Source organism: Aureimonas sp. AU12, from assembly GCF_001463705.1.
Lineage (GTDB): Bacteria > Pseudomonadota > Alphaproteobacteria > Rhizobiales > Rhizobiaceae > Aureimonas.
In genome coordinates, this window is sequence record NZ_BBWH01000041.1 from 1 (window position 1) to 24,338 (window position 24,338).

Sequence of the window (24,338 nt, forward strand, 5' to 3'; positions counted from 1 at the left end):
CGCCCCGCCGGTAGGCCGACAGAAGGCGCATCACGGCCAGCGGCGTGCGCCCGTCTCCTTCGCGCTTGGCCGTCCCGATGCCGGAGCGGCCGAGCGCGCAGCGGATCCGCAGCGGCCCGGCGACGAGAATGCCCTGATTTTTGTCCATCGGGGCGGCACGAACGACGATTTCGCCGGCGTTTTGCGGATTTCGGGACCCGGAGACTGGAAAAATCGCCATCGCGCTCACAAATTGTTTCAGACAGGCTGCCGCCTCTTGCCATTTCCGGCGGCACCCACGGCTATAACCGGGAACCTTGAATGAGCGCACGTAGCATCCTGATCGTCGATGACGACGACGAGCTTCGCAACACCCTCGTCGAACAGCTCTCTCTGCACGAGGAGTTCGCCGTCTCGCAGGAGTCGAACGCGACGCGCGGCATCAACGCCGCCCGAACCGGCATCGTCGATCTCGTGCTCATGGATGTCGGTCTGCCCGACATGGACGGACGCGAGGCCGTGAAGGTGCTGCGCAAGTCCGGCTTCAAGGCGCCCGTCATCATCCTGACGGGGCAGGATGCGGATGCCGATACCATTCTCGGGCTCGAGGCCGGCGCCAACGACTACGTCACCAAGCCCTTCCGCTTTGCGGTGCTCTTGGCGCGCATCCGCGCCCAGTTGCGCCAGCACGAGCAGAGCGAGGACGCCACCTTCCAGGTCGGCCCCTACGTGTTCAAGCCGAGCCAGAAGGTGCTGATCGACGAGAAGGGCGGCAAGATCCGTCTGACCGAAAAGGAGACGGCGATCATCCGCTATCTCTACCGGGCCGATCGCCGCGTGGTCACGCGCGACGTGCTGCTCGAGGAGGTCTGGGGCTACAATTCCGGCGTCACCACCCACACGCTGGAAACCCACGTCTACCGCCTGCGCCAGAAGATCGAGCCCGAGCCCTCGAACGCCCGGCTCATCGTCACGGAATCGGGCGGCTACAAGCTGATGCCCTGACGGCCTCCGGGTCGCCGCCCGGGTCGCTTGGTCGGCGCGCTCCGGCCCTTGTGGCATCGGGGAAACGCCAGAGTGGCGTTTTGGGACTTTGCGGGCGTCAGCGTTCGAAAGGGCTTTCGGATCACGCGGTTTCTTGCGATGTCGGACAGGAGGCGTTTCCCGGCTTCGCGCATGCGATGCGGTGTCGGGACGACCTCGCGACGGTGACGCCTCCCGGCGGGGGCGCGGCAAGGGGTTGAACGGTCCGGTATGAGCCTCGAAAGCGACATGGAGGTTCTGGGCGAGGTCTCCCTGTTTCGGGATCTGACGCGCGACCAGCTCCGCCTCCTCGCCTTCGGCGCCGAGCACCGGTTCCTGCGCACCGGCGAGATCCTGTTCCGCGCCGAGGCCCGCGCCGATGCCGGTTTCGTGGTCGCCTCGGGCGACGTCCATCTGGTGACCGGCGAGGGCGAGGCCAGAAGTGTCGTGCGCACCGTCGGCCGCGGTACGCTGCTCGGCGAGATGGCGCTGATGGCCGACACGCGCCGGCCGACTTCGGCGGTAACGGCCACCGATTGCGACCTCATCCGCATCTCGCGCCCGCTGTTCCGGCGCATGCTGCAGGAATATCCCGAGATCGCCGGCGCGCTGCACGATCGCATCCGCGCCGACTTCCTCGACATGGCCGCGCGCATCCTGGCGCTGGCCGACGTGTTCGAGGACGACGAGGACGACGTCCCGGCCGCCTGAGCTGGCCGGGACGTCGTCCTCGTCAGAAGCGGTAGCGCACCGAGCCGATGACGTTGCGCTCGGGCTCCTTGTAGCAGAAGCTTGACGAGCAGACCTGCGCATCCTCGTCCAAGATGTTGGTGCCGTTCACCTGCAGTCGCAGCCCCTCGACCTGTGGCACGTCGTAATGGGCCACCGCATCGACGAAGATGCGCGCGTCGTTCTCGAAGCTGTTCTCGTCGTCGCCGAAGCTGGTGGAGAGGTAGCGGAGACCCGCGCCGAAGCCGAGCCCCTCGGCCGCGCCGCCCTGAATCGTGTAGTCGCCCCAGAGCGACACGGTGTGGCGCGGCGTCGAAGAGAGCGTATTGCCGGTCGTCGACGCCGTCCCTTCCACGATCTCGAGATCGGTATAGGCATAGGCGAGCGTCGCGTTCAGCCCCTCCATCAGCGAGGCCGTCCCTTCCAGCTCGAAGCCGCGGGAGCGAAGCTCGCCACGCTGTACCGCCTCGTTCGTTCCGGTTTGCTGGTTCACGTCGAAGAACACGCCGTTCTTCTGCGTGATGTCGAAGACCGAGGCGGTGAGCAGCGTGTTCCAGCCGGGGATCTGGTACTTGACGCCCGCCTCGACCTGCTCGGCGGTGGTCGGCACAAAGGCCTCGCCGCTCGGGCCGGTGCCGATGTTGGGGGTGAAGGCGGTGGAGTAGCTGACGTAAGGGGCGATGCCGCTGTCGAAGAGATAGCTGGCGCCGACCCGCCCCGAAAACTTCGAATCGCGCTGCTCGGGCGCATCCGTCAGCGTCTCCGGCGTGCCCGCGGCGGTGTTCGTCCACACCCAGTCGTGGCGCCCGCCGAAGGTCAGCCGCACCCGGTCGATCGCCACCTCGTCCTGGAGATAGAGCCCGACCTGCGACTGGGTCTGCTCGGAGGCGACAGAATAGGCGGGCGTCGGCACCGGGCCGGGATAGCGCGGCGCCGAGACGACGAGCGAGGGCGCCGAACCATAGCCTTCGAGATCCTTGAAGTAAGCGATCGAGGCATCGACGCCGCCGAGCAGCTTGTGCCGCAGGGGGCCGGTGTCGAAATCGGCCTGCAGCTGCGTGTCGGAGACCGCGCCCTTCAGCGTCTGGTCGAGATTGCCCGAGCCGCGCGACACCACGCCGTTCACCGGCGCTCCGAAGGCGTAGACATACTCGCCGTAGACGTCGAGCGCCTGATAGCGGGCCTTCTGGCGGAAGGTGAAGGTGTCGTCCAGCTTGCGCTCGAGTTCGAAGCCGATGCGCCCCTGCGTCTGGTCGAGATCGTTGAAGGCGGGATCGCCGGCCGCGACGTCGGTGACGCGGTTGTTGTCGTTGACATAGGCGAAGGTGCCGCCCGAGCGCGAGCGCGTCAGTTCGCCGAGGATGGTCAGCGAGGTGTCGCCATCGGGCTGGATCGAGAAGGCGGGGGCGATCGTCAGCCGGTCGTCGGAGGCGAAGGCGTAGTCGGTGTCGGCATCGCGCGCCACGCCCGTCACGCGGTACTGCGCGATCTCGGACCCGCCGAGCGGGCCGGCGGCATCGAAGTTGACTTGCGCCCGGCTGTTGGAGCCGACCTGCGCTTCCACCTCGCGAAAGGGCGCCACGGTCGGGCGCTTGGAGCGCAGATCGACGATGCCGCCGGCGTTGGAGGAACCGTAGAGGCCGGCCGACGGACCCTTGAGGATCGACAGGCCCTCCAGTCCGTAGGGCTCGATGTCGAAGGTCGAGAAGCCGAAGTTGAACTCGCGCAGGCCGTCGCGGAAGAGCCCGGTATAGGTCGCCGGCAGGCCGCGGATGAAGAAGGCGTCGAAGCGCGGGTCGAGGCCGTAGGCGCCGATGCGCACGCCCGGCACATAACCGATCGCATCGGCCAGCGTCTGGGGATTGCGGTCATCGAGCTGGCGTTCGGTGACGACCGAGACCGCCTGCGGCACTTCGAGGAGCGGCGTGTTCGTCTTCGTGGCGCTGGCGGTAGTGGTGGTGACGTAGCCGTCGGTCACGAAGCCGTCCGCCGAGGCGCCGGCGACACCGCCGCCCTTGCCCTTGCCCGTGACCTCGGCACCGGCATCCACCGTCACGGTGTCGAGCACGACATCCTGCGCGAATGCGGGTGCGCCTGCCGCCAGCAGCGCGAGGACGCTGGTGCCCAGCCGAACCCTGCGCATCCGTTTTTCCGATCGCCGGACAAGGGAGAAGGCCAGGACGGGACGAATCGGACGAGAGGACATGAGCATCGCTGCCGGTTGGCCGGGACCCGATGCTCCGGCGGACCGCCTATCGCTACGTAAACATGAGTAAACGAGTCAATTTCAGAACCTGGGATGAGGGCACTCCCAAAAGAGCCCGTTCGAGCGCGATTCGGCGGTCCGGTCAACAACTTGGCGACCGGGGGTAGCAACGAGATGCGCTTGCAGCTCGTCGTTTCGCTGGGTCTCCGATGCGATCAGGCCACAGGTTCCGGAACCCATTCCAGAGCCGATCCGCGGCGCACACGTCCTTCCGAACCGAAAGGGATCAGACGGCCGAGAAGGATCAGACGGGATGACCGAAGAGGTAGCCCTGCACCGCGTCGACGCCGAGCGTTCGCAGGGTGCGAAGCTGGAGCACCGTCTCGACGCCTTCAGCCACCGTGCGGGCGCCGATCGCCCGGCCGAAATGCACGAGGCCGGTGAGGAGCGCGACGCGGGCGGGGCAGCGATCGATGTCCTTCGTCAGGCTGACGTCGAGCTTCATGAGGTCCGGCTGCAGGCTGAGGATGTGCCGCATGTTGGCGTAGCCCGCGCCGACATCGTCGACGGCCACCCGCACGCCTCGCTCGCGAAGCGGCCTCAGGGCACGCACGATGGACGCATAGTCGTCGATCCGCGTGTGCTCGGTCAGTTCGAGCACGATCTGGCGGAGATCGACGGCGGAGAGGACGGTGGCGAGCCGGAAATCGCACAGCGCCTCTGGGGAGACATTGAGGGCGAGATAGTCGCTGCAGGGAATGGCGCGCAGGCCGCCGAGGGCGGCCGCCATCGTATCGAACTCGAGTTCGAGCCCGAGCCCCACCTCGTCGGCTTCCTGAAACCACTGGTCGGGCGACTGATAAGGCTCGACGTCGAACCGCGTCAGGCATTCGAGGCCTTCGATGCGGTTGTCGGCGAGGCTGAAGAGCGGCTGGTAGGCGGTCCGGAAGGCGTGGGATTCGATGATCTGGCGAATGCGGGATCGCTTGAGGCGAGTGGTCGCCTCGTGGCCCGGTCGAACGGCGGCGGTCTTGAGAATGGGCTGCATGATCGGTCTCCACGGGGTGCGGATGGCTCGTTCGTTCGGGATCGCAGCAAGGGCGTGGGGGGATCGGGCGGGCGGCGATGCCGACGCCGGTTTTCGCGGCGGCGGGATCCCCGCGGCATTCGTGCTCCCGGCCCCGGCCGGCCGGGAGCAGCCTTGTCGTTCACCGGAGGGCCGCAGCCCTCACGCGGCATCGACGTAATAGGCGATGCCGTCGTAGTGATATTGCGGAAGATTCTGCTTGGTCAGCGCGACCTCCGTTTCACTCGCCGTGTAGAAATGCGCACCGGTCTCGGTGTTGTAGAAGCGATAGAGTGCCTCGTGCGCGCCGCCGCCGTCGTCGGCATAGGCCGTGTAGGCGACGCCCTCGAACTGGTAGTTCGGAAGGGTGGCCTTCACGAGGTCGCGCTCGGCTTCGTTCGCCGTGTAGAAGTGGGTGCCGGTGTCGCGGTTGTAGAAGCGGAAGACCTCGGGGCCGGCATCGGCATTCGCCGCGACGTCGAAGGCATTGCCCTCGAAGTGGAACTGCGGGGACTGGGCGATGACGATATCCCGCTCGCTCTCGCTCGCCGTGTAGAAGTGGACGCCCGTCTCGACGTTGTAGAAGCGGTAGACGTCGTCATGGGCCGCACCGGCTCCACCCGTGGGCGGAACCTCGATGATGGCGCCCCCCGCCCCGATGCCGAGGTTGAGGTCGATGAGGGACCCGTTCGCACCATGCGCGAGGATCTTGCCGCCGACGGAGACGAGCGGGCTGTTCGACGTGCTGCCGCCGATGTCGAGACCGACATCGATGAGCGCCCCGTTCGCAGCCTTCTGCAGAACGTTGCCATCGACCACGACGAGGCTGCCGCCCGACAGGAGCGACGCCTTGAGGTCGAGAAGGCTGACGGCCGAAGGGTTCAGGATGCTGGAAAGATTGGGGGACGCGCCGCCGGATGTGCCGCCGGACGTGCCGCCGCCCAGACCTGCCAAGAGGTCGATGAGGTTGACCGTATTGCCGAGAACATTGTCGAGTAGCATAATATGCCTCCATACGATGTCTGCTGGGATGTAACCCAGAGACATATCAGGCAACCCAAGGTTCTTTTCCAGCGTGTGTCGGCACCCCCGGCCTCGAAGTTCGAGGACGTGGTTGCGGGTCTCCTAATTTTGCAAGACAGACTGATCGTAAGCCACGGCCAGTTCCGCGCGCGCTGCATGCCCGCGCCCTTTTGCAGCCATGCCTGCGAAGGCGCGGCCGCGGGGCGTGAAGGGGCGATGAGGCGGGTTTGCGGCCGCGCGGCTAGAAGGCGAAGCGGGCGATGACCGGGACGTGGTCGGACGGGCGCTCCCAGCCGCGCGCCTCGCGCAGGACCTCGATGTCCCGGAGGTCGGCCACGAGATCGCCGGATCCCCAGATGTGGTCGAGACGGCGTCCCTTGTCGGCGGCGTCCCAATCCTTAGCCCGGTAGCTCCACCACGTGTAGAGCTTCGCGGGTTCGGGAATGTGGTGACGCATCAGGTCGGACCAGCCGCCCTCTGCGATGACCCGCGTCATGCCCTCGGTCTCGACCGGCGTGTGCGAGACGATCTTGAGGAGCTGTTTGTGCGACCAGACGTCGGCTTCCAGCGGCGCGATGTTCAGATCGCCGACGAGGATAGCCGAAACGTCCGGCTCGCCGGAAGCGCGCATCGCCCGCATCTCCTCGAGGAAATCGAGCTTGTGGCGGAACTTGGGGTTGATCGCGGCATCGGGCTCGTCACCGCCGGCCGGCACGTAAAGGTTATGGATGCGGATCCGACGCTCGCCGGCATCGAGACGCACCGACAGGTGGCGCGCGTCGCCGATGGCGCAGAAATCCTGCCGTACCACGTCGTCGAACGGCCGCTTCGAGATCGTCGCGACGCCGTGATAGCCCTTCTGCCCGTGGATCGCGACATGATCGTAGCCCAGCGCATGGAAGGCGGCGTGCGGGAACAGGTCGTTCGGGCACTTCGTCTCCTGCAGGCAGAGGACGTCGGGATCGAAGCGGCGCAGGAAGTCCTCCACGATCGGCAGCCGCAGCCGAACCGAGTTGATGTTCCAGGTGGCGATCGTGAAGGGCATCGGCGACTTTCGGAGAGGCGAGGCTCGAAGCCGGTGGGTTAGGCGATGCGCCCCCTCGCCACAAGGGCCGGGACGCTGCGTCCATCGCCGTCCGGCGACGCCCCTCGCGCAACGGAACGTCGGGGTTGGCGTTGAACGACAGGAGGCGCGCGCGGCGGATCGGCGCCGCCGCGAACGGGAGACGGCATCGCATCATGTTCGAAGGCTTCGAGACGCGCATCCTGCCCGGCGAGGGTGCCGAGATTTCCTGCCGCATCGCCGGGTCCGGACCTCCTCTCCTCCTCCTCCACGGCTACCCGCAGACCGGCGCGATGTGGGCCGGCATCGCCGGCGATCTCGCGCAGCGCTTCACGGTGGTCGTCGCCGACCTCAGGGGCTACGGGCAGTCCTCGACACCTGAGTCCACCGGAGGCGAAGCCTATTCGAAGCGCCGCATGGCCGCCGACATGGTGGCGGTCATGGCGGGTCTGGGCTTCGAGCGCTTCCGCGTCGCCGGCCACGATCGCGGCGCCCGCGTCGCCTACCGGATGGCACTCGACCATCCCGGTACGGTCGAGCAGCTGGTGCTTCTCGACATCATCCCCACTCTCGAAATGTGGGACCGGGTGGATGCCGCCCGCATGCTGTCGACCTATCACTGGGCCTTCCTCGCCCAACCCAACCCGCTGCCCGAGCGCCTGATCTCGGCCGATCCCGTGTTCTATCTCGACCACACGCTGGCGAGTTGGACGAAGGGCCGCTCCACCGCAGCCTTCGCCCCGGACGCGCTGGCGGAGTATCGCAAGTGCTTCTCGAGCGCGAGCGCGGTGCACGGCGCCTGCGAGGACTACCGCGCCGGCGCGACGCTCGACCGGGCGCACGACGAAGAAACCCGCGCGAGCGGCCGGCGCATCACCTGCCCGACGCTCATTCTCTGGGGTACCGAGGGCACGCCGGCCTCGACCGGCGACCCACTGGCGATCTGGCGCAACTGGGCCGAGACCGTCGAGGGCGAGGCGATCGAAAGCGGGCACTTTCTCGTGGAGGAGGCGCCCAAGCCGACGCTGCGGGCGATGCGGTCCTTCTTCGAACGCTGAGGTCTCAGGGCCCCACACCTGCGGGGCTGGGAGCCTACCAGACGCGTCCGTAGCCCGAACCTGGCACGACGCCCCCGGGATACCAGGTGTCGTCGTAGAGCCGGGCGCGGCGATCGGCGTAGCGGGCCAGATCGATGCGCTGCAGGCAGGCCGCGAAAGCGTCCGTGCCGCGGCGGAACCCGTAACCGGCGCAGCGCGCCTCGTCCTGTCCGCGTCGCTCCTCGGGCGTGATCGTGGTGCAGGCCGTGAGCCCTGCCAGCGAAGCGAGGAGGACGAGACGGGGGAGGACGCGCATCGGATCGCTCGAAGGTCTGAGGGAACGGTCCACCTTTAGATAGGCGTCGTGCCGCATCGTCCACTTGCGGGCGATCGGTGCGGCGCCTCTGACATCAGCGCCTGCCGGTCTGGCCGGTGGCGATCGCCGAGTAGGGGATGGCGAAGAGGTCGTTGTCGACGGAGACACCGTCCTGCACGTCGTAGACCATCACCGTCGTGTCCTTGCCCTGCGCGTCGCGGATCGTCCACTGGCGCAGATCGTAGGTCGAGGGATCGAACATCATGGTGATCCGCGAATTGCCGAAGACCGACTTGTCGCCCATCACGATCGTGGTGAGGTCCGAGCTTTCCTTGACGCTCTGAATGTTGGCGGCTGACAGATCGATGCGCTGGTCGAGCAGCAGCTTCAGCGGCGTCTTCGACAGGGGATAGAGGTCCCAGGTGTTGAGCTTGCGGTTGTTCACCGCGACTTGGCTGCCGTCGGAGATGACGCGCACCGGCGAGCCCTTGTAGTCGAAGCGGATCTTGCCGGGGCGCTCCATGAAGAACGAGCCCTCGGTCTGGTTTCCGGCGGCGTCGAACTGGACGAAGTTGCCCTTCATCGACTTCACCGCGGAGAAATGGTCGGCGACGCGCTGGGCCGTCGCGGCCGCCTGCGCATGGGCCGGCATCGGCGCCAGCACCGCCCCGGCCCCGATCGTGGCCGGCACGGCGAGCGCGGCTGCGCAGAGGGCTCCGGCGATCCGGCGGCGCAGGTTCGAACGGGCGCGTGTCGCGGTGGTGGGGCTGGTCATCGAAGATCCTCGCTGGCATCGCGCCGCCCACCTTGGGCGTGGTCGGCGCGTCTCGTGGGGGCCGCGCGGCTCGGCGTTCGGCACGTGTCCCGGGTCTAGGACAGGGCTTCGGCGCGAATGCGGCGGCGGCCATCGCTTTCTCGTGAGATGGGACGCGGCCGGCGCTTCGAAAAGCCCGGCCGCCCTCATTTGCGATCCTTAGCGAGATGCTTTCAGTGATCGCCGGCGGGTCCCGCACTGCGGTCAGGCCACGGCCCGGCCTTGGCTGTCAGGCATTGTCCGTCGGCACCAAGATCTCGCGCTTGCCGGCGTGGTTGGCGGGGCCGACGATGCCCTCGCGCTCCATCCGCTCGATGATCGAGGCGGCGCGGTTGTAGCCGATCTGCAGGCGGCGCTGGACGTAGGAGGTCGAGGCCTTGCCGTCGCGCAGCACCACGGCCACCGCCTGGTCGTAGAGGTCGGCGCCCTCGTCGGTGCCGCCGGCCGCGCCGCCGTCCTTGGCGCCGGCTGCCGCCGCGCCGTCCTCGTCGTCGTCTTCCAGAATCGCGTCGAGATAGTCCGGCACGCCCTGCGCCTTGAGATGGCGCACCACCTCCTCGACCTCGGCATCGTCGACGAAGGGGCCGTGGACGCGCTGGATGCGACCGCCGCCGGCCATGAAGAGCATGTCGCCCATGCCGAGCAGCTGCTCGGCGCCCTGCTCCTGCAGGATGGTGCGGCTGTCGATCTTCGAGGTGACCTGGAAAGAGATGCGGGTCGGGAAGTTGGCCTTGATCGTGCCGGTGATGACGTCGACCGAGGGGCGCTGCGTCGCCATGATCACGTGGATGCCGGCGGCGCGCGCCATCTGCGCGAGGCGCTGGACGGTGCCTTCGATATCCTTGCCCGCGACCATCATCAGGTCGGCCATCTCGTCGATGATGACGACGATGTAGGGCAGCGGCTGGAGGTCGAACTCCTCCGACTCGAAGATCGGCTCGCCGCTCTCGCGATCGAAGCCCGTCTGCACGGTGCGCGAGATCGTCTCGCCGCGCTCGATGGCGGTGGCGACGCGCGAGTTGAAGCCGTCGATGTTGCGCACCCCCACCTTCGACATCTTGCGGTAGCGGTCCTCCATCTCGCGGACCGTCCACTTCAGAGCCACCACGGCCTTCTTCGGGTCGGTGACCACCGGCGAGAGAAGGTGCGGGATGCCGTCGTAGATCGAGAGTTCCAGCATCTTGGGGTCGATCATGATCATCCGGCACTCCGCCGGGGTCATCCGGTAAAGGAGCGACAGGATCATCGTGTTGATCGACACCGACTTGCCCGAGCCGGTGGTGCCGGCCACAAGCAGATGCGGCATCTTGGCGAGATCGGCGATGACGGACTCGCCGCCGATCGTCTTGCCGAGCGCCAAGGCGAGCTTGGCCTTGGTGTTGGTGAAAGCCTCGGAAGCCAGCATCTCGCGGAAGTAGACGGTCTCGCGGCGCTGGTTCGGCAGTTCGATGCCGATGGCGTTCTTGCCGGGAATGACGGCGACGCGCGCGGCGATCGCCGACATCGAGCGGGCGATGTCGTCGGCGAGGCCGATGACGCGGCTCGACTTGATGCCGGGCGCGGGCTCGAGTTCGTAGAGGGTGACGACCGGGCCCGGCCGCACCTCGATGATCTCGCCCTTTACGCCGAAATCGTCGAGCACGCCTTCGAGGAGCCGCGCGTTCTCCTGGAGGATCTCGGGCGTCAGCGAGTTGTCGCGGTTGCGCGGGCGCGGCGGCGACAGGAGGTCGATCGGCGGCAGCTCGAACCGGGCGTTCATCTCGGGATGGCCGAGCTCGGCGAGCCGGGCGCGCGAGGACTGGCCGGACTGGGCATCGTTGCGCGAGGGGATCACGACGCGGGCCGGCGGCGAAGCGGGTTCATGACGGGCCGGGGCGACCGGGCGCATCGCCGGCTGCACGGGCGCGCGCATCGAGGGTGCGGCGGGTGGCGCGACCTGGGCCGGCGCGCGGACGATCTCGGGCTCCACCTTCCGCTTCAGACCGGGGAAGGCCACGATGTTGTTGGCGATGAAGCCGCGCCAGCCGCCGGTCTCCTCCTCGCCGCCGGATGCGGCCAGCCGCTCGCCGGGCGACCCGAGATGCTCGTCGGGTTCGTGCGCCGCGGCTTCGAGCGCGATCCGCTCCTCCAGCGTCGGGGCGTCCTCGTCGCCGAGATCGGGCCGGGCGCCGAACTCGTAAGGGTTGTCGTCGCCCTCTTCGGCCTCGAACGCGTCAGCGCGCCGGTCGGCGTCCTCGTCGTCGCGGTAATCCGTGGCATCGTCCATGGGGCCGTTGCCGTAGCCAGCCTCGTTCTGATCGCGCCCATCGTCGAAACGCTCGTCATCAAAACGCTCGTCGTCGAAGCGACCCTCGTCGTCGGCTGCCGCGCCGAAGGACGGATCGGACCGGCCGCTCGCGGCGGCCTCGCGGGCCTCGCGCTGCGACATCTTGTAGGAGCCGTTCCAGTCGGAGCGGCCGTGGCGAACGGTGGCGCGGCTGGTGTCGACGGTGCGACGCGGCACGGCGGCGGACTCGACCGGAGCGGCGGCGCGCGGCGCGGCCACAGCGCGGCCCTCCGCAGCCAAGCCACGGGTGTTCGCCGTCGGCATGACGAAGGACGGCTCCTCCTGCGGATCGGGATCGGCCACCTCGAACGGATCGTCGAAATAGGGCGGCTGCACGACGCGGACCTCACGCGGCGCAGCGGCGGCTGCGGCGGCGGTCGGCGCTTGACGGGGATCGCGCATGCGCGGCTCGGGCGCGGGCGGCAGCAGCGGTGCGTCGGCGTCCCAAGTGCGGTGCGCGAACGGATCCTCGCGGCGGCGGCGCATCTCGGAGACGTCGCCGATCCGGCGCGCGACGGCCGAGCGGGCGGAGTAGGCCCAATGGCCGGCAATGCCGGCGAGAAGCTGGAGCCGACCGCCCTCGCGTTCGTCTTCCTCGTCGCCGTAGGCGGCAGCGCCTGCGGCCTTGGACCGGCTGGCGCTCAGCGGCATCGGCTCGGGCACCCGGCCGACGAGGCCGGCACCGTTGAGGATGCACCAGAGCGCCGGCAGGGCGAAGAGGACCGCGAGCACGAGGCCGAACGTGCCGGTGGGATAGGCGCCGGTGGCGAGCGCCGGGATCTTGAGGATGAGGTCGCCGGAGATGCCGCCGAGACCGATCGGCAGCGGCCAGCCGGCGGGCGCCTCGATGGAGCCGAGCGCGGCGGCGGCGAGAATGAGCCCCCCCAGCGCCCACCAGGCGCGGCCGCCGGTGCGCCCGACGCGCCGTCCGGCGAAGAGCAGGATGCCGCGAATGGCGAGCACCAGCGGCAGCAGCACGGCGGCGAGGCCGAAGACCTGCATGCCGATGTCGGCCGCCACCGCGCCGGCGCCGCCGGCCAGATTGCGCACGGGATTGCCGTTGGCATAGCTCAGCGACGGGTCGTCGATCGTCCAGGTGGCGAAGGCGAGCGCCAGCCAGCCGGCGGCCAGCACCAGCGCCGTGCCCAGCGCCAGGCGCGCCGGACGACTGAGAGCGCCCGTGGTTTCGTCCCTCGCGTCGATCGATGCCATCGTCATGCCCTTAAGCCCTAAAAGCTTTGCGGGCGCGCAGGCCGCCCGCCCGTTGGTCTGATTCGCAGCGCCGACGCGGGCGGCCCCGCCCCTCCCGAAGGAGAGGCCGGCCGCTCGACCATCACGTCGTGGTGCGTTGCGTCGAACGGTAAACGAAGCTGGTTAAGGCGCCTTTAACCCTGACCCTGCGGACGGGTTCGGCAGGGCGCGCCTCCACCGCGAAACGGACCGGGAACGACTTGCCGCACACGGCGAGTTCAACGCCCGATCGGGAACCCCGACGGCCCCCGGCGCGTCGTTTCGCCAGACGCGTTGAGCTGTCACGTGCTGCGCGTGGCGGGCTCGAAAAGGAGAGATATCATGGACATCGTTCGCGAGGATCGCGGTCGCGGCGGCCGATTCATTGCCGGCGAAGGCGAAAACCAGGCCGAGATGACCTATTCGCCGGCGGGCCTGCAGGACGCGCTGGTCTTCGACCACACCTTCGTGCCCGAGAGCCTGCGCGGCCAAGGCATCGCCGAGAAGCTGGTGGAAGCAGGCGTCACGTACGCCCGGGCACAGGGGCTGAAGGTGGTGCCGGCCTGCTCCTACGTACGCCGGCTCTTCGAGCGCCATCCCGAGCGCTATGCCGACATCTCGGTGCGCGAGAAGAAGCCGTTCGGACGGATCTGACGGCTCGATCGCGGCCCGGCATCGCTCGGCGCGGAAACGGAAAAAGGCAGGCGGATCGCTCCGCCTGCCTTTCGTTCAAGTCCTGATCGCTCAAGCGCGCATCAAGAGTGGTAGGCGACCTCGCCGTGCGAGGTGAGATCGAGACCCTCGCGCTCGGCCTCGACGCTCGGCCGCAGGCCGATGACGACGTCGACGATCTTGTAGGCGATGAACGCCACGACGCCGGACCAGAGAACGGTGACGCCGATGCCCCAGATCTGGGTGACGGTCTGCGCGGCCATGGCGTAGTCCGCGCCGGCCGCCGCACCCGTGCCGCCGAGCGAAGGCGCGGTGAAGATGCCGGTACCGACGGCGCCGATGATGCCGCCGATGCCGTGGATGCCGAAGACGTCGAGCGAGTCGTCGTAACCGGCCTTGGGCTTCACGACAGCCACGAAGAAGTAGCAGACGCCCGAGGCGATGGCGCCGAGCACGATCGCACCCACCGGACCGACCGTACCGGCCGCCGGGGTGACGGCGACGAGACCGGCCACGAGGCCGGACGCGGCGCCGAGCATCGAGGCCTTGCCACGGGCGAAGGTCTCGATGAGGCCCCAGGCGACGATGGCGCCGGCGGTGGCGGTGAAGGTGTTCATCATGGCGAGCGCGGCGCCGCCGTTGGCTTCGAGGTTGGAGCCGGCGTTGAAGCCGAACCAGCCGACCCAGAGGATCGAGGCGCCGACCATGGTCAGCGTCATCGAGTGCGGGGCCATGTTGTCACGGCCCAGACCCGCCCGCTTGCCGACGAGGAAGGCGCCGATGAGCGCGGCGATGCCGGCATTGATGTGGACGACCGTGCCGCCGGCGAAGTCGAGCGCGCCCCAGCCGAAGATCAGGCCGTTGGCGTCCCACACCATGTGCGCGATCGGGAAGTAGGCGAAGGTCACCCACAGGATCGTGAACAGGATCACCGCCGAGAACTTGATGCGCTCGGCGAAGGCACCGACGATCAGCGCCGGCGTGATGCAGGCGAAGGTCATCTGGAAGGCGATGAAGACGTATTCGGGAATGACCACGCCCTTGGTGAAGGTCGCCGACATCGAGGACGCGTCGACGCCCGAGAGGAAGACCTTCGCAAGGCCGCCCCAGTAGGGGCTCGTCGAGCCGCCGAAGGCCATCGAGTAGCCGTAGAGGACGTACATGATGATCACCACGGCGGTGATCATGGTGCACTGCATGAGCACCGACAGCATGTTCTTGGCGCGCACGAGGCCGCCGTAGAACAGCGCGAGGCCGGGGATGATCATGAACAGCACGAGCGCCGTGGAGATGAGCATCCAGGCGACGTCGCCCTTGTCCATCGCATCGGCGACCACCGCGACGGCATCGGCCGGTACGGCTTCGGGCGCCGGCGCGATGCCGGTGTCCTGGGCGAAGGCCGCGGCGGCGAACAGCGCGTTCGCGGCGAAGGCCGGGGTCAATGTCTTCAGAAGACGCATGATGATCTCGTATCCCCTCAGAGCGCGTTCGAGTCGGTTTCGCCCGTGCGGATGCGAACCGCCTGGTCGATCCCGAAGACGAAGATCTTGCCGTCGCCGATCTGGCCGGTCTTGGCCGCGGCCGCGATCGCTTCCACCGTCCGGTCCACCATGTCGGCGGCGACGGCGACTTCGATCTTCAGCTTCGGCAGGAAGCTGACGGCATATTCGGTGCCGCGGTAGATCTCGGTGTGGCCCTTCTGGCGGCCGTAGCCCTTGACCTCGGTCACGGTCAGACCCTGGATCCCGACGGCGGTGAGCGCTTCGCGCACCTCGTCGAGCTTGAATGGCTTGATGATGGCCATCACGATTTTCATGTGCACCTCGAACCCGTAGCGAACGAACCGCCCGTCGGGGGTCCGGCCAAGACATGACCCGGCGGACGGCATGCCGACCGGGAACAAGGGTTCATCAATCAAGATGCGTGCCAATTGGGCGGCCGCCCGGATCCCGCCGCAATTGTGCGGTGCGAAGCGGCTTCGCTGCCCGCGCGGTAGTCAGTCGCCAAGGTGCCGACATCGATCGGGCGCCTCATTAAACGGCATTTGCCTTTTTTTTATGCCGTCTCGCCAGGCTTCGAGCGGCGCGGACGGATCAGGCCCTCTTGCGCCACCGAGGCGACGAGCACGCCGGCCTCGTCGAAGAGCGAGCCGCGGGTGAGCCCGCGCCCGCCCGACGAACTCGGGCTGTCCTGCGCGTAGAGCAGCCATTGCGACACCCGCACCGGCCGGTGAAACCACATGGCGTGGTCGAGGCTCGCCGCCTGGATGCGGGCGTCGAAGACCGAGAGTCCGTGGGCGAAGAGCGAGGTGTCGAGGAGCGTCATGTCCGAGAGATAGGCCAGCGCCGCGGCGTTGAGCGCGGGGTCGTCGCCGATCTCGCCGAGGACGCGCACCCAGATGCGCTGCTCGGGCGCCAGCTTGGCGTCGGTGAAGTAGTGCTCGGTCGAGACGGGGCGGAATTCGATCGGGCGCGGGCGCGTCCAGTAGCGCCGGATCGCCTCGGGCGCCCGCGCCAGGATCTCGACTGTGAGCGCCTCGCCCGAGGGCAGCGCGTCGGGGCCGGGCACGTCGGGCCGCGTGATCTGGTGGTCGAGCCCCTCCTCAAAGCGCTGGAACGAGGCCGAGAGCGTGAAGATCGCCGCCCCGTGCTGGATGGCGACGACGATGCGCGTGGTAAAGGAGCCGCCGTCGCGGATGCGCCGCACCTCGTAGATCACGGGAACGCCGGGATCGCCGGGCCGCACGAAGTAGCCGTGCAGCGAATGCACCGGCCGATCCGCCGGCACCGTGCGCTGCGCGGCGATGAGCGCCTGCGCGATCACCTGCCCGCCGAAGATGCGCTGCCAGCCGACATCCGGGCTGGTGCCGCGATAGAGGTTTTCCTCCAGGCGCTCCAGATCGAGGGTTTCGAGAAGGCCGGCCACGCTGTCGTTCATCGATGATGCTTCCCGTTCGGCCCGGCCACGCCCCTTGGCGAAGTGGGTGGCTCCTGACCTTAACTGTCCGCTCGCACGCCGTCCGGCAAGGCGCCGCAGGCCAGCGCATGCGCGGCGCGCACCCTGTGCAAGGCGGGTTGCAGTCTCTAGATGCAGGTCATCACGATTCCCAGGCGCGTGGGAGGCCGAGAGGCCCGGCGCGGCGCACCGACCCGAACGGAAGATCCACGATGTCCGACGCCTCCTTCCAGGATCATCAGGCCGGGCCCGGCTTGGCCCGCACCGACATCGTCGTCGCGGGCGCCGGCTATGTCGGGCTGTCCGTCGCGGTGGCGATCAAGCAGGCGGCGCCTGGCCTGATCCTCACCGTGGTCGACGCCGCGCCCGAGGATGTCTGGCGGCGCGACGGGCGGGCCTCGGCGGTGGCCGCGGCGGCCGTGCGCATGCTTGACGAACTCGGCGTCTGGAGCGAGATCCGCGACGAGGCCGAACCGATCCGCGAGATGATCGTCACCGATTCGCGCGCCGGCGATCCCGTGCGCCCGGTGTTCCTGACCTTTGGCGGCGAGGCCGAGCCGGGCGAGCCCTTCGCCCACATGGTGCCGAACGTCGCGCTCAACGGCGCGTTGCGCGCCCGCGCGGCCGCGCTCGGCATCACCATCCGCTCCGGCACCGCCGTCACCGCCATCGAGGAGCGCCCGGTCGGCCTCGCGGTGCACTTAAGCGAAGAGATCATCGAGACACGGCTTCTCGTCGCCGCCGATGGCGTCAAGTCGGCGATCCGCGACATGGCGGGCATCCGCACCGTGCATCAGGACTACGGCCAGTCCGGGATCGTGGCCACCGTGCGCCACGAGCGCCCGCACAACGGGCGCGCCGAGGAGCATTTCCTGCCCGCCGGCCCCTTCGCCATCCTGCCCTTGAAGAACAACCGGTCCTCGCTCGTCTGGACCGAATCGACCGGCGAGGCCGAGCGCCTGCTGCGCGCCGACGAGATGGTGTTCGAACTGGAGCTCGAGCAGCGCTTCGGCCTCAAGCTCGGCAAGATCGAGGTCGAGGGCAAGCCGCGGGCCTTCCCGCTCGGCCTGACGCTGGCGCGCGATTTCGTGCGCCCGCGCATCGCGCTGGCCGGCGACGCCGCGCACGGCATCCACCCGATCGCCGGACAGGGCCTCAATCTGGGCTTCAAGGACGCAGCGGCCCTCGCCGAGGTCGTGGTGGACGCCGCCCGCCTCGGGCTCGACATCGGTGCGCTTGACGTTCTCGAGCGTTACGGCCGCTGGCGCCGCTTCGACACGGTGCAGATGGGCATCACCACCGACCTCCTGAATCGCCTCTTCTCCAACGACAACGCGCTGCTGCGCGGCATCCGCTCCTTCGGCCTGTCGCTCGTCGATCGCGCGCCGTTTGCCAAGGCCCATTTCATCAAGCAGGCGTCGGGCCTGACCAGCGGGCCCTCCCCACGCCTCCTGAAGGGAGAGCCGATCTGAGGAGCCCCGCGCCCCGCCGGTTGCGCCGGGAGCGCGGGACGGGGCAAAATCATCCGCTGCGGGGCTCGGCTTTGGAACAGGCGTCGGCGCAACCCATCTGGCGTTGGCCTATTTAGAACCTGTACAAGCGCTCGCAGCACCGAACACGACGGGGCGGCGGGCATTCGGCATGGGTCGGATCGCTCGGCCGGCGGGCACGAGGGGACCGAACGCAGCATGGCAACCGACGTCAAGGCGAACGCGAAGACCAAGGGACCGAAGCTCCCGGTGATCATGACCGCCAACGACCTCCTCGACGGCGAAGTCGTGTTCCTGACGCGCGAGGGCTGGAGCTTCGATCCGCACGCAGCGCTCATCGCCGACGACGCCGAGACCGCCGCCTGGATGGAAGAGGAAGGCCGGGCCGGCTTCAAGGCCAACCGGATCGTCGATCCCTACCTGGTGCCGGTTGAACGCGCGGCGGATGGATTTCCGGTGGCTTCGCACTTTCGCGAGGCGATCCGGCAGAAGGGGCCGACGGTGCTCCCGCAATACGGCAAGCAGGCGGATTTCTGACCATATTCGGCTGGGGACGCGGCGGACGCGCCGCCCCCCGATGACAGGTGCGACGCCGGGCTGAAGGCGGCGCGAGGCAAGGACGACGAGATGTATCGCTACGACGAGTTCGACGAGCGCTTCGTGCGCGAGCGGGTGGCGCAGTTCCGCAACCAGGTGGAACGTCGCCTCGACGGCTCGCTGTCCGACGACGAGTTCAAGCCACTGCGCCTGAAGAACGGTCTCTATCTCCAGTTGCACGCCTACATGCTGCGCGTCGCCGTGCCCTACGGCACGCTGAATTCGAAGCAGCTGCGCCAGATGGCCCTCATCGCCGAGAAGTTCGACAAGGGCTACGCGCATTTCACCACGCGCCAGAACCTCCAGTACAACTGGCCCAAGCTCAAGGACGTGCCGGAGATCCTCGATCTCCTCGCCGACGTCGAGATGCACTGCATCCAGACGTCCGGCAACTGCATCCGCAACGTCACGGCCGACCAGTTCGCCGGGGTCGCCGCCGACGAGGTCGAGGATCCCCGCCCGACCGGCGAGCTGATCCGGCAGTGGTCGAGCCTCCACCCCGAATTTTCCTGGCTGCCGCGCAAGTTCAAGATCGCGGTGACCGGCGCCGAGCACGACCGCGCGGCGATCAAGGTCCACGACATCGGCCTGCGGGTCCTGCGCCACGGCGAGACCAACGAGGTCGGCTACGAGGTGATCGTCGGCGGCGGTCTCGGTCGCACGCCGATGGTCGGCAAGGTGATCCGCGACTTCCTGCCGAAGGCCGAGCTCCTCGCCTATCTCGAGGCGGTGATGCGCGTCTACAATTCGGAAGGGCGCCGCGACAACAAGTACAAGGCGCGGGTGAAGATCCTCGTCCACGAGATCGGCACCGACGAGTTCAAGGCCCGCGTCGAGCACGAATACGCGCAGCTGAACGGCCCGACGATCAACGCGCCGGCCGAAGAGGTCGAGCGCATCGCCCGCTACTTCGCCCCGCCCGCCTACGAGACGTTGCCGGCCGCCTCCGACGCGCTGGCCGCGGCCCGCGCCGGCAACCCGGAGCTCGACCGCTTCGTCGAACAGAACGGCTTCGCCCATCGCCAGCCCGGCTACATCGCGCTCACCGTGTCGCTGAAGCCCGTCGGCGGCGTGCCCGGCGACATGAGCGACGAGCAGATGCGCGCCTTCGCCGATATCGCCGAGCGCTATTCCTTCGACGAGCTTCGCGTCACCCATGTCCAGAACCTCGTCCTGCCGCATGTGCGCCAGGACGACGTCCCGGCCGTGTTCGAGGCGCTGAAGGCGTCGGGGCTCGCCACCGCCAATGCCGGGCTCGTCACGGACATCATCGCCTGCCCCGGCCTCGACTATTGCGCGCTCGCCACCGCCCGCTCGATCAACATCGCGCAGGATATCGCCACCACGTTTGCGAGCGAAGAGCGCCAGCGCGAGTTGGGCCCCCTGCAGATCAAGATCTCCGGCTGCATCAACGCCTGCGGCCACCACCATGTCGGTCATATCGGCATTCTCGGGCTGGAGAAGTCCGGCCGCGAGAACTACCAGATCACGGTGGGCGGCGACGCCTCCGAGCATGCGGCGCTCGGCGAGCGCGTCGGGCCCGGCATCGACGGCGACCAGGTGCCCGGCGCCATCGAGGCGCTCGTGGCCGTCTACATGAGCGAGCGGCAAGGCGGCGAAGAGTTCATCGAGACCGTGCGCCGCACGGGCCTCGAGCCCTTCAAGCAGGGCTTCACCGCCTATGTCGCTCGCGTCGGAGAGCCGGCATGAGCCTGCTTCTGGATGCCGCCGGGCCGAAGGACGACGCGTTCGTACGCATCGAGGACGGCACCGAACTCTCGCTGCAGGCCGGCGCGGTGATCGTGCCGCTGACGGTGATCGACCAGGCGATCGCCGACCGGCGCAACACCCCGCTCGGGCTGCACGTCGCCAACGACACGCAGGTCTCGGCCATCGAGCCCTATTTCGGCGCGCTGGCGCTGATCTCGATCGGCTTCCCGTCCTTCTCCGACGGGCGCGGCCTGTCGCTCGCCAAGCGTCTGCGGCGTGCTGGCTTCTCGGGCACGCTGCGCGCCAGCGGGCCGATCATCGCCGACCAGTTCGCCGAGGCGCTCGCCTGCGGCTTCGACGAGGTGGCGCTGCCGCCCGAGATGGCCGCGCGCCAGCCCGCCGAGCAGTGGACCAAGGCCCGATCCATCGTCCACGACCACTACCAGACCGGCTACGGCGAGGATGCGAGCATCCTTCAGAAGCGCCTCGCCGCCGCACGGGGAGCCTGACGTCATGGACCACCGTTCCGATCCGCTCGATGCGATCGCAGCCGGCCTCAACGAGGCCTTCGCGGCGCTCTCGCCGCTCGACCGCCTCAAGCGGCTCGTGGCGGAGGTGCCCGGCCGCATCGTCTTCACCACCAGCCTCGGCCTGGAAGACCAGATGATCACCCATCTGATCTTCTCGAACGCCCTGCCGATCAGCGTCGTCACGCTCGACACCGGCCGCCTCTTTCCCGAGACCTACACGCTCTGGCAGCGCACGGAAGAGAAATACGGGCGCCGCATCAAGGCCAAGTACCCGCAGGCCGAGGCGCTCGAAGAGCTGATCGACGACCAGGGCATCAACGGGCTCTACTTCGCGCCGGAAATGCGCAAGGCCTGCTGCGGCGTGCGCAAGGTGGAGCCGCTGGCCCGCGCGCTGGAGGGTGCGGCGGCCTGGATCACCGGTCTTCGCCGCGACCAGTCGGTCAACCGCGAGCGGCTCGACTTCGTGACCTTCGACGGCGCCCGGCAGATCGTGAAGGCCAACCCGCTCTTCGACTGGACGCGTGACGAGATCCGCGTCTTTGCCGACGACAACGCGGTTCCCGTCAACGAACTGCATGCGCAAGGCTTCCTCTCCATCGGCTGCGCTCCCTGCACGCGGGCGATCCGCCCCGGCGAGGTCGAGCGCGCCGGCCGCTGGTGGTGGGAGGAGGAGACCCGCAAGGAATGCGGCCTCCATGTCGACGGCGAGGGCCAGCCGGTGCGCGCCGAGGACGGCGGGCCCGCCCCGGGCGACAGCGCATTCGAGACCATCCCGTCCTGACCCCGCCTTGACCCCTTTCTCGCCCGGCCCTTCCCGGTCGGGCGCTTCCGCGATGATGCCGGACGCGCCGCAAGGGCGCCGACGGCCGGAGATGCACCACCGATGAACCCGATGACCCATCTGCAGCGGCTGGAAGCCGAATCGATCTTCATCATCCGCGAGGTGGCGGCCACCGCCGAGAATCCGGTGATGCTCTATTCGATCGGCAAGGATTCGGCTGTGATGCTGCATCTGGCGATGAAGGCCTTCGCCCCGGGCAAGCTGCCCTTCCCGCTCATGCATGTCGACACGACCTGGAAGTTCCGGGAGATGATCGAGTTTCGCGACCGTATCGCCAAGGATTACGGCCTCGACCTCATCGTCTACACCAACGAGGAAGGCCTGAAGGCCGGCATCAATCCGTTCGATTCGGGCTCGCGCGTCCACACCGACGTGATGAAGACCGAGGCGTTGAAGCAGGCGCTCAACATCCACAAGTTCGACGCGGCCTTCGGCGGCGCGCGGCGCGACGAGGAGAAGAGCCGCGCCAAGGAGCGCGTCTTCTCGCTGCGCTCGGCCGAGCACCGCTGGGAGCCCAAGAACCAGCGCCCGGAGCCCTGGCACCTCTTCAACACGCGCAAGCGCCAGGGCGAGAGCTTCCGCGTCTTCCCGCTGTCGAACTGGACCGAGGCCGACGTCTGGGACTACATCGCGCTCGAGAACGTTCCGGTGGTGCCGCTCTACTTCGCCAAGCCGCGCCCCGTGGTGAAGCGCGACGGGACGCTGATCATGCGCGACGACGACCGGATGAAGCTGTTGCCGGGCGAGGAGATCGAGGAGATGGTGGTGCGCTTCCGCACGCTCGGCGACTATCCGCTGACGGGCGCGGTCCGCTCCACCGCCGCGACGCTGCCCGAGATCATCGCCGAGATGCGCGCCTCGCGCTCCTCCGAGCGGGAGGGCCGCGTCATCGATCGCGACGGCGGCGCCTCCATGGAAGAAAAGAAGCAGGAGGGATATTTCTGATGTCCGCCACGATCCGGCCCGACACCTCCCGCGACCTCGATCCGGCACGTGACTTCGACGCTTCGCCGGAGGGCGACGCCGTCTTGGACACGGTGGCCCGCCCCGCCGCCATCGCGGAAGCCGAGATCTTCGCCGGCCCCGCCCCGGACGAGGCCGTGATCTCCGCGGCGCTCATCCCCGATGCGCTGGCGATCACCGCGCCGAAGGCCTCGCTTCTGCGCTTCATCACCTGCGGCTCGGTGGACGACGGCAAGTCGACCCTGATCGGGCGCCTGCTCTTCGACACCAATTCGGTCTTCGACGACCAGATGGACGCGCTGAAGCGCGATTCGAAGAAGTTCGGCACCACGGGCGAGGATCTCGACTTCGCGCTCCTCGTCGACGGGCTGACCGCCGAGCGCGAGCAGGGCATCACGATCGACGTCGCCTATCGCTACTTCTCGACGGCGCACCGCGCCTTCATCATCGCCGACACGCCCGGCCACGAGCAGTACACCCGGAACATGGCCACCGGCGCGAGCCAGGCCGAACTGGCGGTGATCCTCGTCGACGCCCGCAAGGGCATCCTGCCGCAGACCCGCCGGCACTCCTTCATCACCTCCATGGTCGGCATCAAGTCGGTGGTGGTGGCGATCAACAAGATGGACCTCGTCGATTTCGACCAGGCGACCTTCGACGCCATCGTCGCCGGCTACGAGGCGCTGCGTCCGCTCCTCGGCTTCACCGAGGTCACCTACATCCCGCTCTCGGCCAAGAACGGCGACAACCTCATCTCCCGCTCCGTCAACACGCCCTGGTATCGGGGCGCGACGCTGCTCGAGACGCTGGAGAGCGTGCAGCCGAAGACGCTCGTCTCGGGCTCCGACCGCTTCCGCCTGCCGGTGCAGTGGGTGAACCGCCCCAATCTCGACTTCCGCGGCTTCTGCGGCACGATCGCGGGCGGACGCATCGCCAAGGGCGACACGGTCCTGTCGCTGCCGAGCCGGGCCCGCTCGACGGTGCGCGCCGTCTACGGGCCGAACGGCGAGGTGAACTCGGCCGCCGACGGCGAGGCGGTGACGCTCACCCTCAACGACGAGATCGACGCCTCGCGCGGCGACGTCATCGTGCGGGCCGACGATCCGATCGCCGCCCACAAGGTGGTTGAAGCCGAGATCCTCTGGATGGTGGAGCGGCCGCTGATCCCGGGTGGGCGCTTCGTGGCGCGCATCGGCTCGGCGCAGACGCCGGCCAACGTGCGCTCGCTCAACGAGGCGGTGGACATTCACTCCTACGAGCCGCGCCCGGCCAACGCGCTCCTGATGAACGAGATCGGCCGCATCACGCTGGCCTTCGACCGGCCCCCGGTCTCGACGACCTACGCGGAAAGCCGCGAACTCGGCGCCTTCATTCTCGTCGACCAACTGACGAACGAGACGGTGGCGCTCGGCATCGTCACCAGCGTGCCGCGCGAGCCGGACGTCGCCCCCGCCGCGCCCGTGCCGCCGCCGTTGGCGAGCACGGCTCCGCCGCGCACGGCGGGCGAGCGCCTGAAGGCGGAATGGCTCGGCCCCTCCCTCGCTGCCGACGCGGCGCGCGCGCGCGGCGTCACGGCCTTCCGGGCCGCCGCTGCGATCGGCGTCGCGATCATCGCGCTGATCCTGGGGCTGGCGCTCTGGAAGGCGGTGCTGCTCGGCGCGCTCGACTTCGCGCTGCGTCCGCTCCTGCGCCGGATCATGGTGCCCGCCGAAACGGAGACGCGCCCGCTCGATCCCACCGACGTCGGCGACGGCGCCGGCATCTGACC

The 24,338-nt window shown here is 68.5% G+C and carries 20 protein-coding genes and 2 pseudogenes; 11 read left to right on the plus strand and 11 right to left on the minus strand.

The features are described from left to right. Window positions 1–220: pseudogene (locus tag AUL33_RS22265) on the minus strand (hypothetical protein); the annotation flags it as partial. Window positions 221–300: 80 nt separating this feature from the next. Here AUL33_RS22265 and AUL33_RS16405 point away from each other — a divergent pair. Continuing rightward, on the plus strand, window positions 301–984 hold the full coding sequence (locus tag AUL33_RS16405; RefSeq protein ID WP_062210599.1) for a response regulator transcription factor: 684 nt from the start codon (window positions 301–303) through the stop codon (window positions 982–984). A 249-nt stretch (window positions 985–1,233) separates the two neighbouring features. Next, entirely contained in the window at window positions 1,234–1,713 is a 480-nt protein-coding gene (locus AUL33_RS16410) for a cyclic nucleotide-binding domain-containing protein (protein ID WP_062210604.1), read from the plus strand. Between the two features lie 22 nt (window positions 1,714–1,735). Here the strand turns inward: AUL33_RS16410 and AUL33_RS16415 are convergent, their stop codons facing one another. The 4 genes from AUL33_RS16415 to AUL33_RS16430 all read right to left on the minus strand — a co-directional run bounded on the left by AUL33_RS16415 (window position 1,736) and on the right by AUL33_RS16430 (window position 7,071). Continuing rightward, entirely contained in the window at window positions 1,736–3,874 is a 2,139-nt protein-coding gene (locus tag AUL33_RS16415) for a TonB-dependent siderophore receptor (RefSeq protein WP_062210607.1), read from the minus strand. Between the two features lie 367 nt (window positions 3,875–4,241). Next, on the minus strand, window positions 4,242–4,985 hold the full coding sequence (locus AUL33_RS16420; RefSeq protein ID WP_062210610.1) for an EAL domain-containing protein: 744 nt from the start codon (window positions 4,983–4,985) through the stop codon (window positions 4,242–4,244). A gap of 180 nt (window positions 4,986–5,165) precedes the next feature. Next, entirely contained in the window at window positions 5,166–6,005 is an 840-nt protein-coding gene (locus AUL33_RS16425; protein ID WP_062210613.1) for a hypothetical protein, read from the minus strand. A 262-nt stretch (window positions 6,006–6,267) separates the two neighbouring features. Continuing rightward, the gene (locus AUL33_RS16430) at window positions 6,268–7,071 is read right to left on the minus strand and encodes an exodeoxyribonuclease III (RefSeq protein ID WP_062210615.1); all 804 of its coding nucleotides are present in this window, start codon (window positions 7,069–7,071) and stop codon (window positions 6,268–6,270) included. 194 nt (window positions 7,072–7,265) lie between these two features. Here AUL33_RS16430 and AUL33_RS16435 point away from each other — a divergent pair, with 194 nt between their 5' ends. Further along, complete coding sequence (locus AUL33_RS16435; RefSeq protein WP_062210616.1) at window positions 7,266–8,147, plus strand: alpha/beta fold hydrolase; 882 nt, start codon at window positions 7,266–7,268, stop codon at window positions 8,145–8,147. A gap of 34 nt (window positions 8,148–8,181) precedes the next feature. Here AUL33_RS16435 and AUL33_RS16440 read toward each other — a convergent pair whose 3' ends face one another. The 3 genes from AUL33_RS16440 to AUL33_RS16450 all read right to left on the minus strand — a co-directional run bounded on the left by AUL33_RS16440 (window position 8,182) and on the right by AUL33_RS16450 (window position 12,800). Further along, window positions 8,182–8,442, minus strand: a complete 261-nt coding sequence (locus AUL33_RS16440; RefSeq protein WP_156419451.1) for a hypothetical protein — start codon at window positions 8,440–8,442, stop codon at window positions 8,182–8,184. A gap of 94 nt (window positions 8,443–8,536) precedes the next feature. Further along, window positions 8,537–9,217 carry an outer-membrane lipoprotein carrier protein LolA gene (locus AUL33_RS16445; protein ID WP_062210622.1) on the minus strand — a complete coding sequence of 227 codons (681 nt, stop codon included), beginning with the start codon at window positions 9,215–9,217 and terminating at the stop codon, window positions 8,537–8,539. Between the two features lie 268 nt (window positions 9,218–9,485). After that, window positions 9,486–12,800 (minus strand): DNA translocase FtsK, encoded by a 3,315-nt coding sequence (locus AUL33_RS16450; protein ID WP_062210625.1) that lies wholly within the window; start codon window positions 12,798–12,800, stop codon window positions 9,486–9,488. 354 nt (window positions 12,801–13,154) lie between these two features. Here AUL33_RS16450 and AUL33_RS16455 point away from each other — a divergent pair, with 354 nt between their 5' ends. Continuing rightward, complete coding sequence (locus AUL33_RS16455; RefSeq protein ID WP_062210628.1) at window positions 13,155–13,466, plus strand: GNAT family N-acetyltransferase; 312 nt, start codon at window positions 13,155–13,157, stop codon at window positions 13,464–13,466. Window positions 13,467–13,567: 101 nt separating this feature from the next. Here AUL33_RS16455 and AUL33_RS16460 read toward each other — a convergent pair whose 3' ends face one another. The 3 genes from AUL33_RS16460 to AUL33_RS16470 form a co-directional block, all read right to left on the minus strand. Next, window positions 13,568–14,944 (minus strand): ammonium transporter, encoded by a 1,377-nt coding sequence (locus AUL33_RS16460; RefSeq protein WP_062210630.1) that lies wholly within the window; start codon window positions 14,942–14,944, stop codon window positions 13,568–13,570. Between the two features lie 17 nt (window positions 14,945–14,961). After that, the gene (locus AUL33_RS16465; protein WP_062210633.1) at window positions 14,962–15,300 is read right to left on the minus strand and encodes a P-II family nitrogen regulator; all 339 of its coding nucleotides are present in this window, start codon (window positions 15,298–15,300) and stop codon (window positions 14,962–14,964) included. A gap of 239 nt (window positions 15,301–15,539) precedes the next feature. Then, on the minus strand, window positions 15,540–16,421 hold the full coding sequence (locus tag AUL33_RS16470) for an acyl-CoA thioesterase II (protein ID WP_062210637.1): 882 nt from the start codon (window positions 16,419–16,421) through the stop codon (window positions 15,540–15,542). 230 nt (window positions 16,422–16,651) lie between these two features. Between AUL33_RS16470 and AUL33_RS16475 the strand changes: the two genes are divergently transcribed. The 7 genes and pseudogenes from AUL33_RS16475 to cysN all read left to right on the plus strand — a co-directional run bounded on the left by AUL33_RS16475 (window position 16,652) and on the right by cysN (window position 24,336). After that, the gene (locus tag AUL33_RS16475) at window positions 16,652–17,911 is read left to right on the plus strand and encodes a ubiquinone biosynthesis hydroxylase (protein WP_062210641.1); all 1,260 of its coding nucleotides are present in this window, start codon (window positions 16,652–16,654) and stop codon (window positions 17,909–17,911) included. Between the two features lie 216 nt (window positions 17,912–18,127). Further along, window positions 18,128–18,466 carry a DUF2849 domain-containing protein gene (locus tag AUL33_RS16480; protein ID WP_062210645.1) on the plus strand — a complete coding sequence of 113 codons (339 nt, stop codon included), beginning with the start codon at window positions 18,128–18,130 and terminating at the stop codon, window positions 18,464–18,466. Window positions 18,467–18,556: 90 nt separating this feature from the next. Continuing rightward, window positions 18,557–20,236 (plus strand): nitrite/sulfite reductase, encoded by a 1,680-nt coding sequence (locus AUL33_RS16485; RefSeq protein ID WP_062210649.1) that lies wholly within the window; start codon window positions 18,557–18,559, stop codon window positions 20,234–20,236. Further along, complete coding sequence (locus tag AUL33_RS16490; protein ID WP_062210652.1) at window positions 20,233–20,745, plus strand: DUF934 domain-containing protein; 513 nt, start codon at window positions 20,233–20,235, stop codon at window positions 20,743–20,745. The genes AUL33_RS16485 and AUL33_RS16490 overlap by 4 nt, the downstream gene beginning before the upstream one ends. Before the next feature lie 4 nt (window positions 20,746–20,749). After that, window positions 20,750–21,547, plus strand: coding sequence for a phosphoadenylyl-sulfate reductase (locus tag AUL33_RS16495; RefSeq protein ID WP_082652675.1), 798 nt, complete (start codon window positions 20,750–20,752; stop codon window positions 21,545–21,547). A 75-nt stretch (window positions 21,548–21,622) separates the two neighbouring features. Then, a pseudogene (cysD, locus tag AUL33_RS16500) lies at window positions 21,623–22,552 on the plus strand (sulfate adenylyltransferase subunit CysD); the annotation flags it as partial. Further along, a complete protein-coding gene (gene cysN / locus AUL33_RS16505; protein WP_062210658.1) occupies window positions 22,552–24,336 on the plus strand; it encodes a sulfate adenylyltransferase subunit CysN in 1,785 nt (594 codons plus the stop codon). The pseudogene cysD and the gene cysN, both read left to right, overlap by 1 nt. Window positions 24,337–24,338 lie beyond the last annotated feature (2 nt).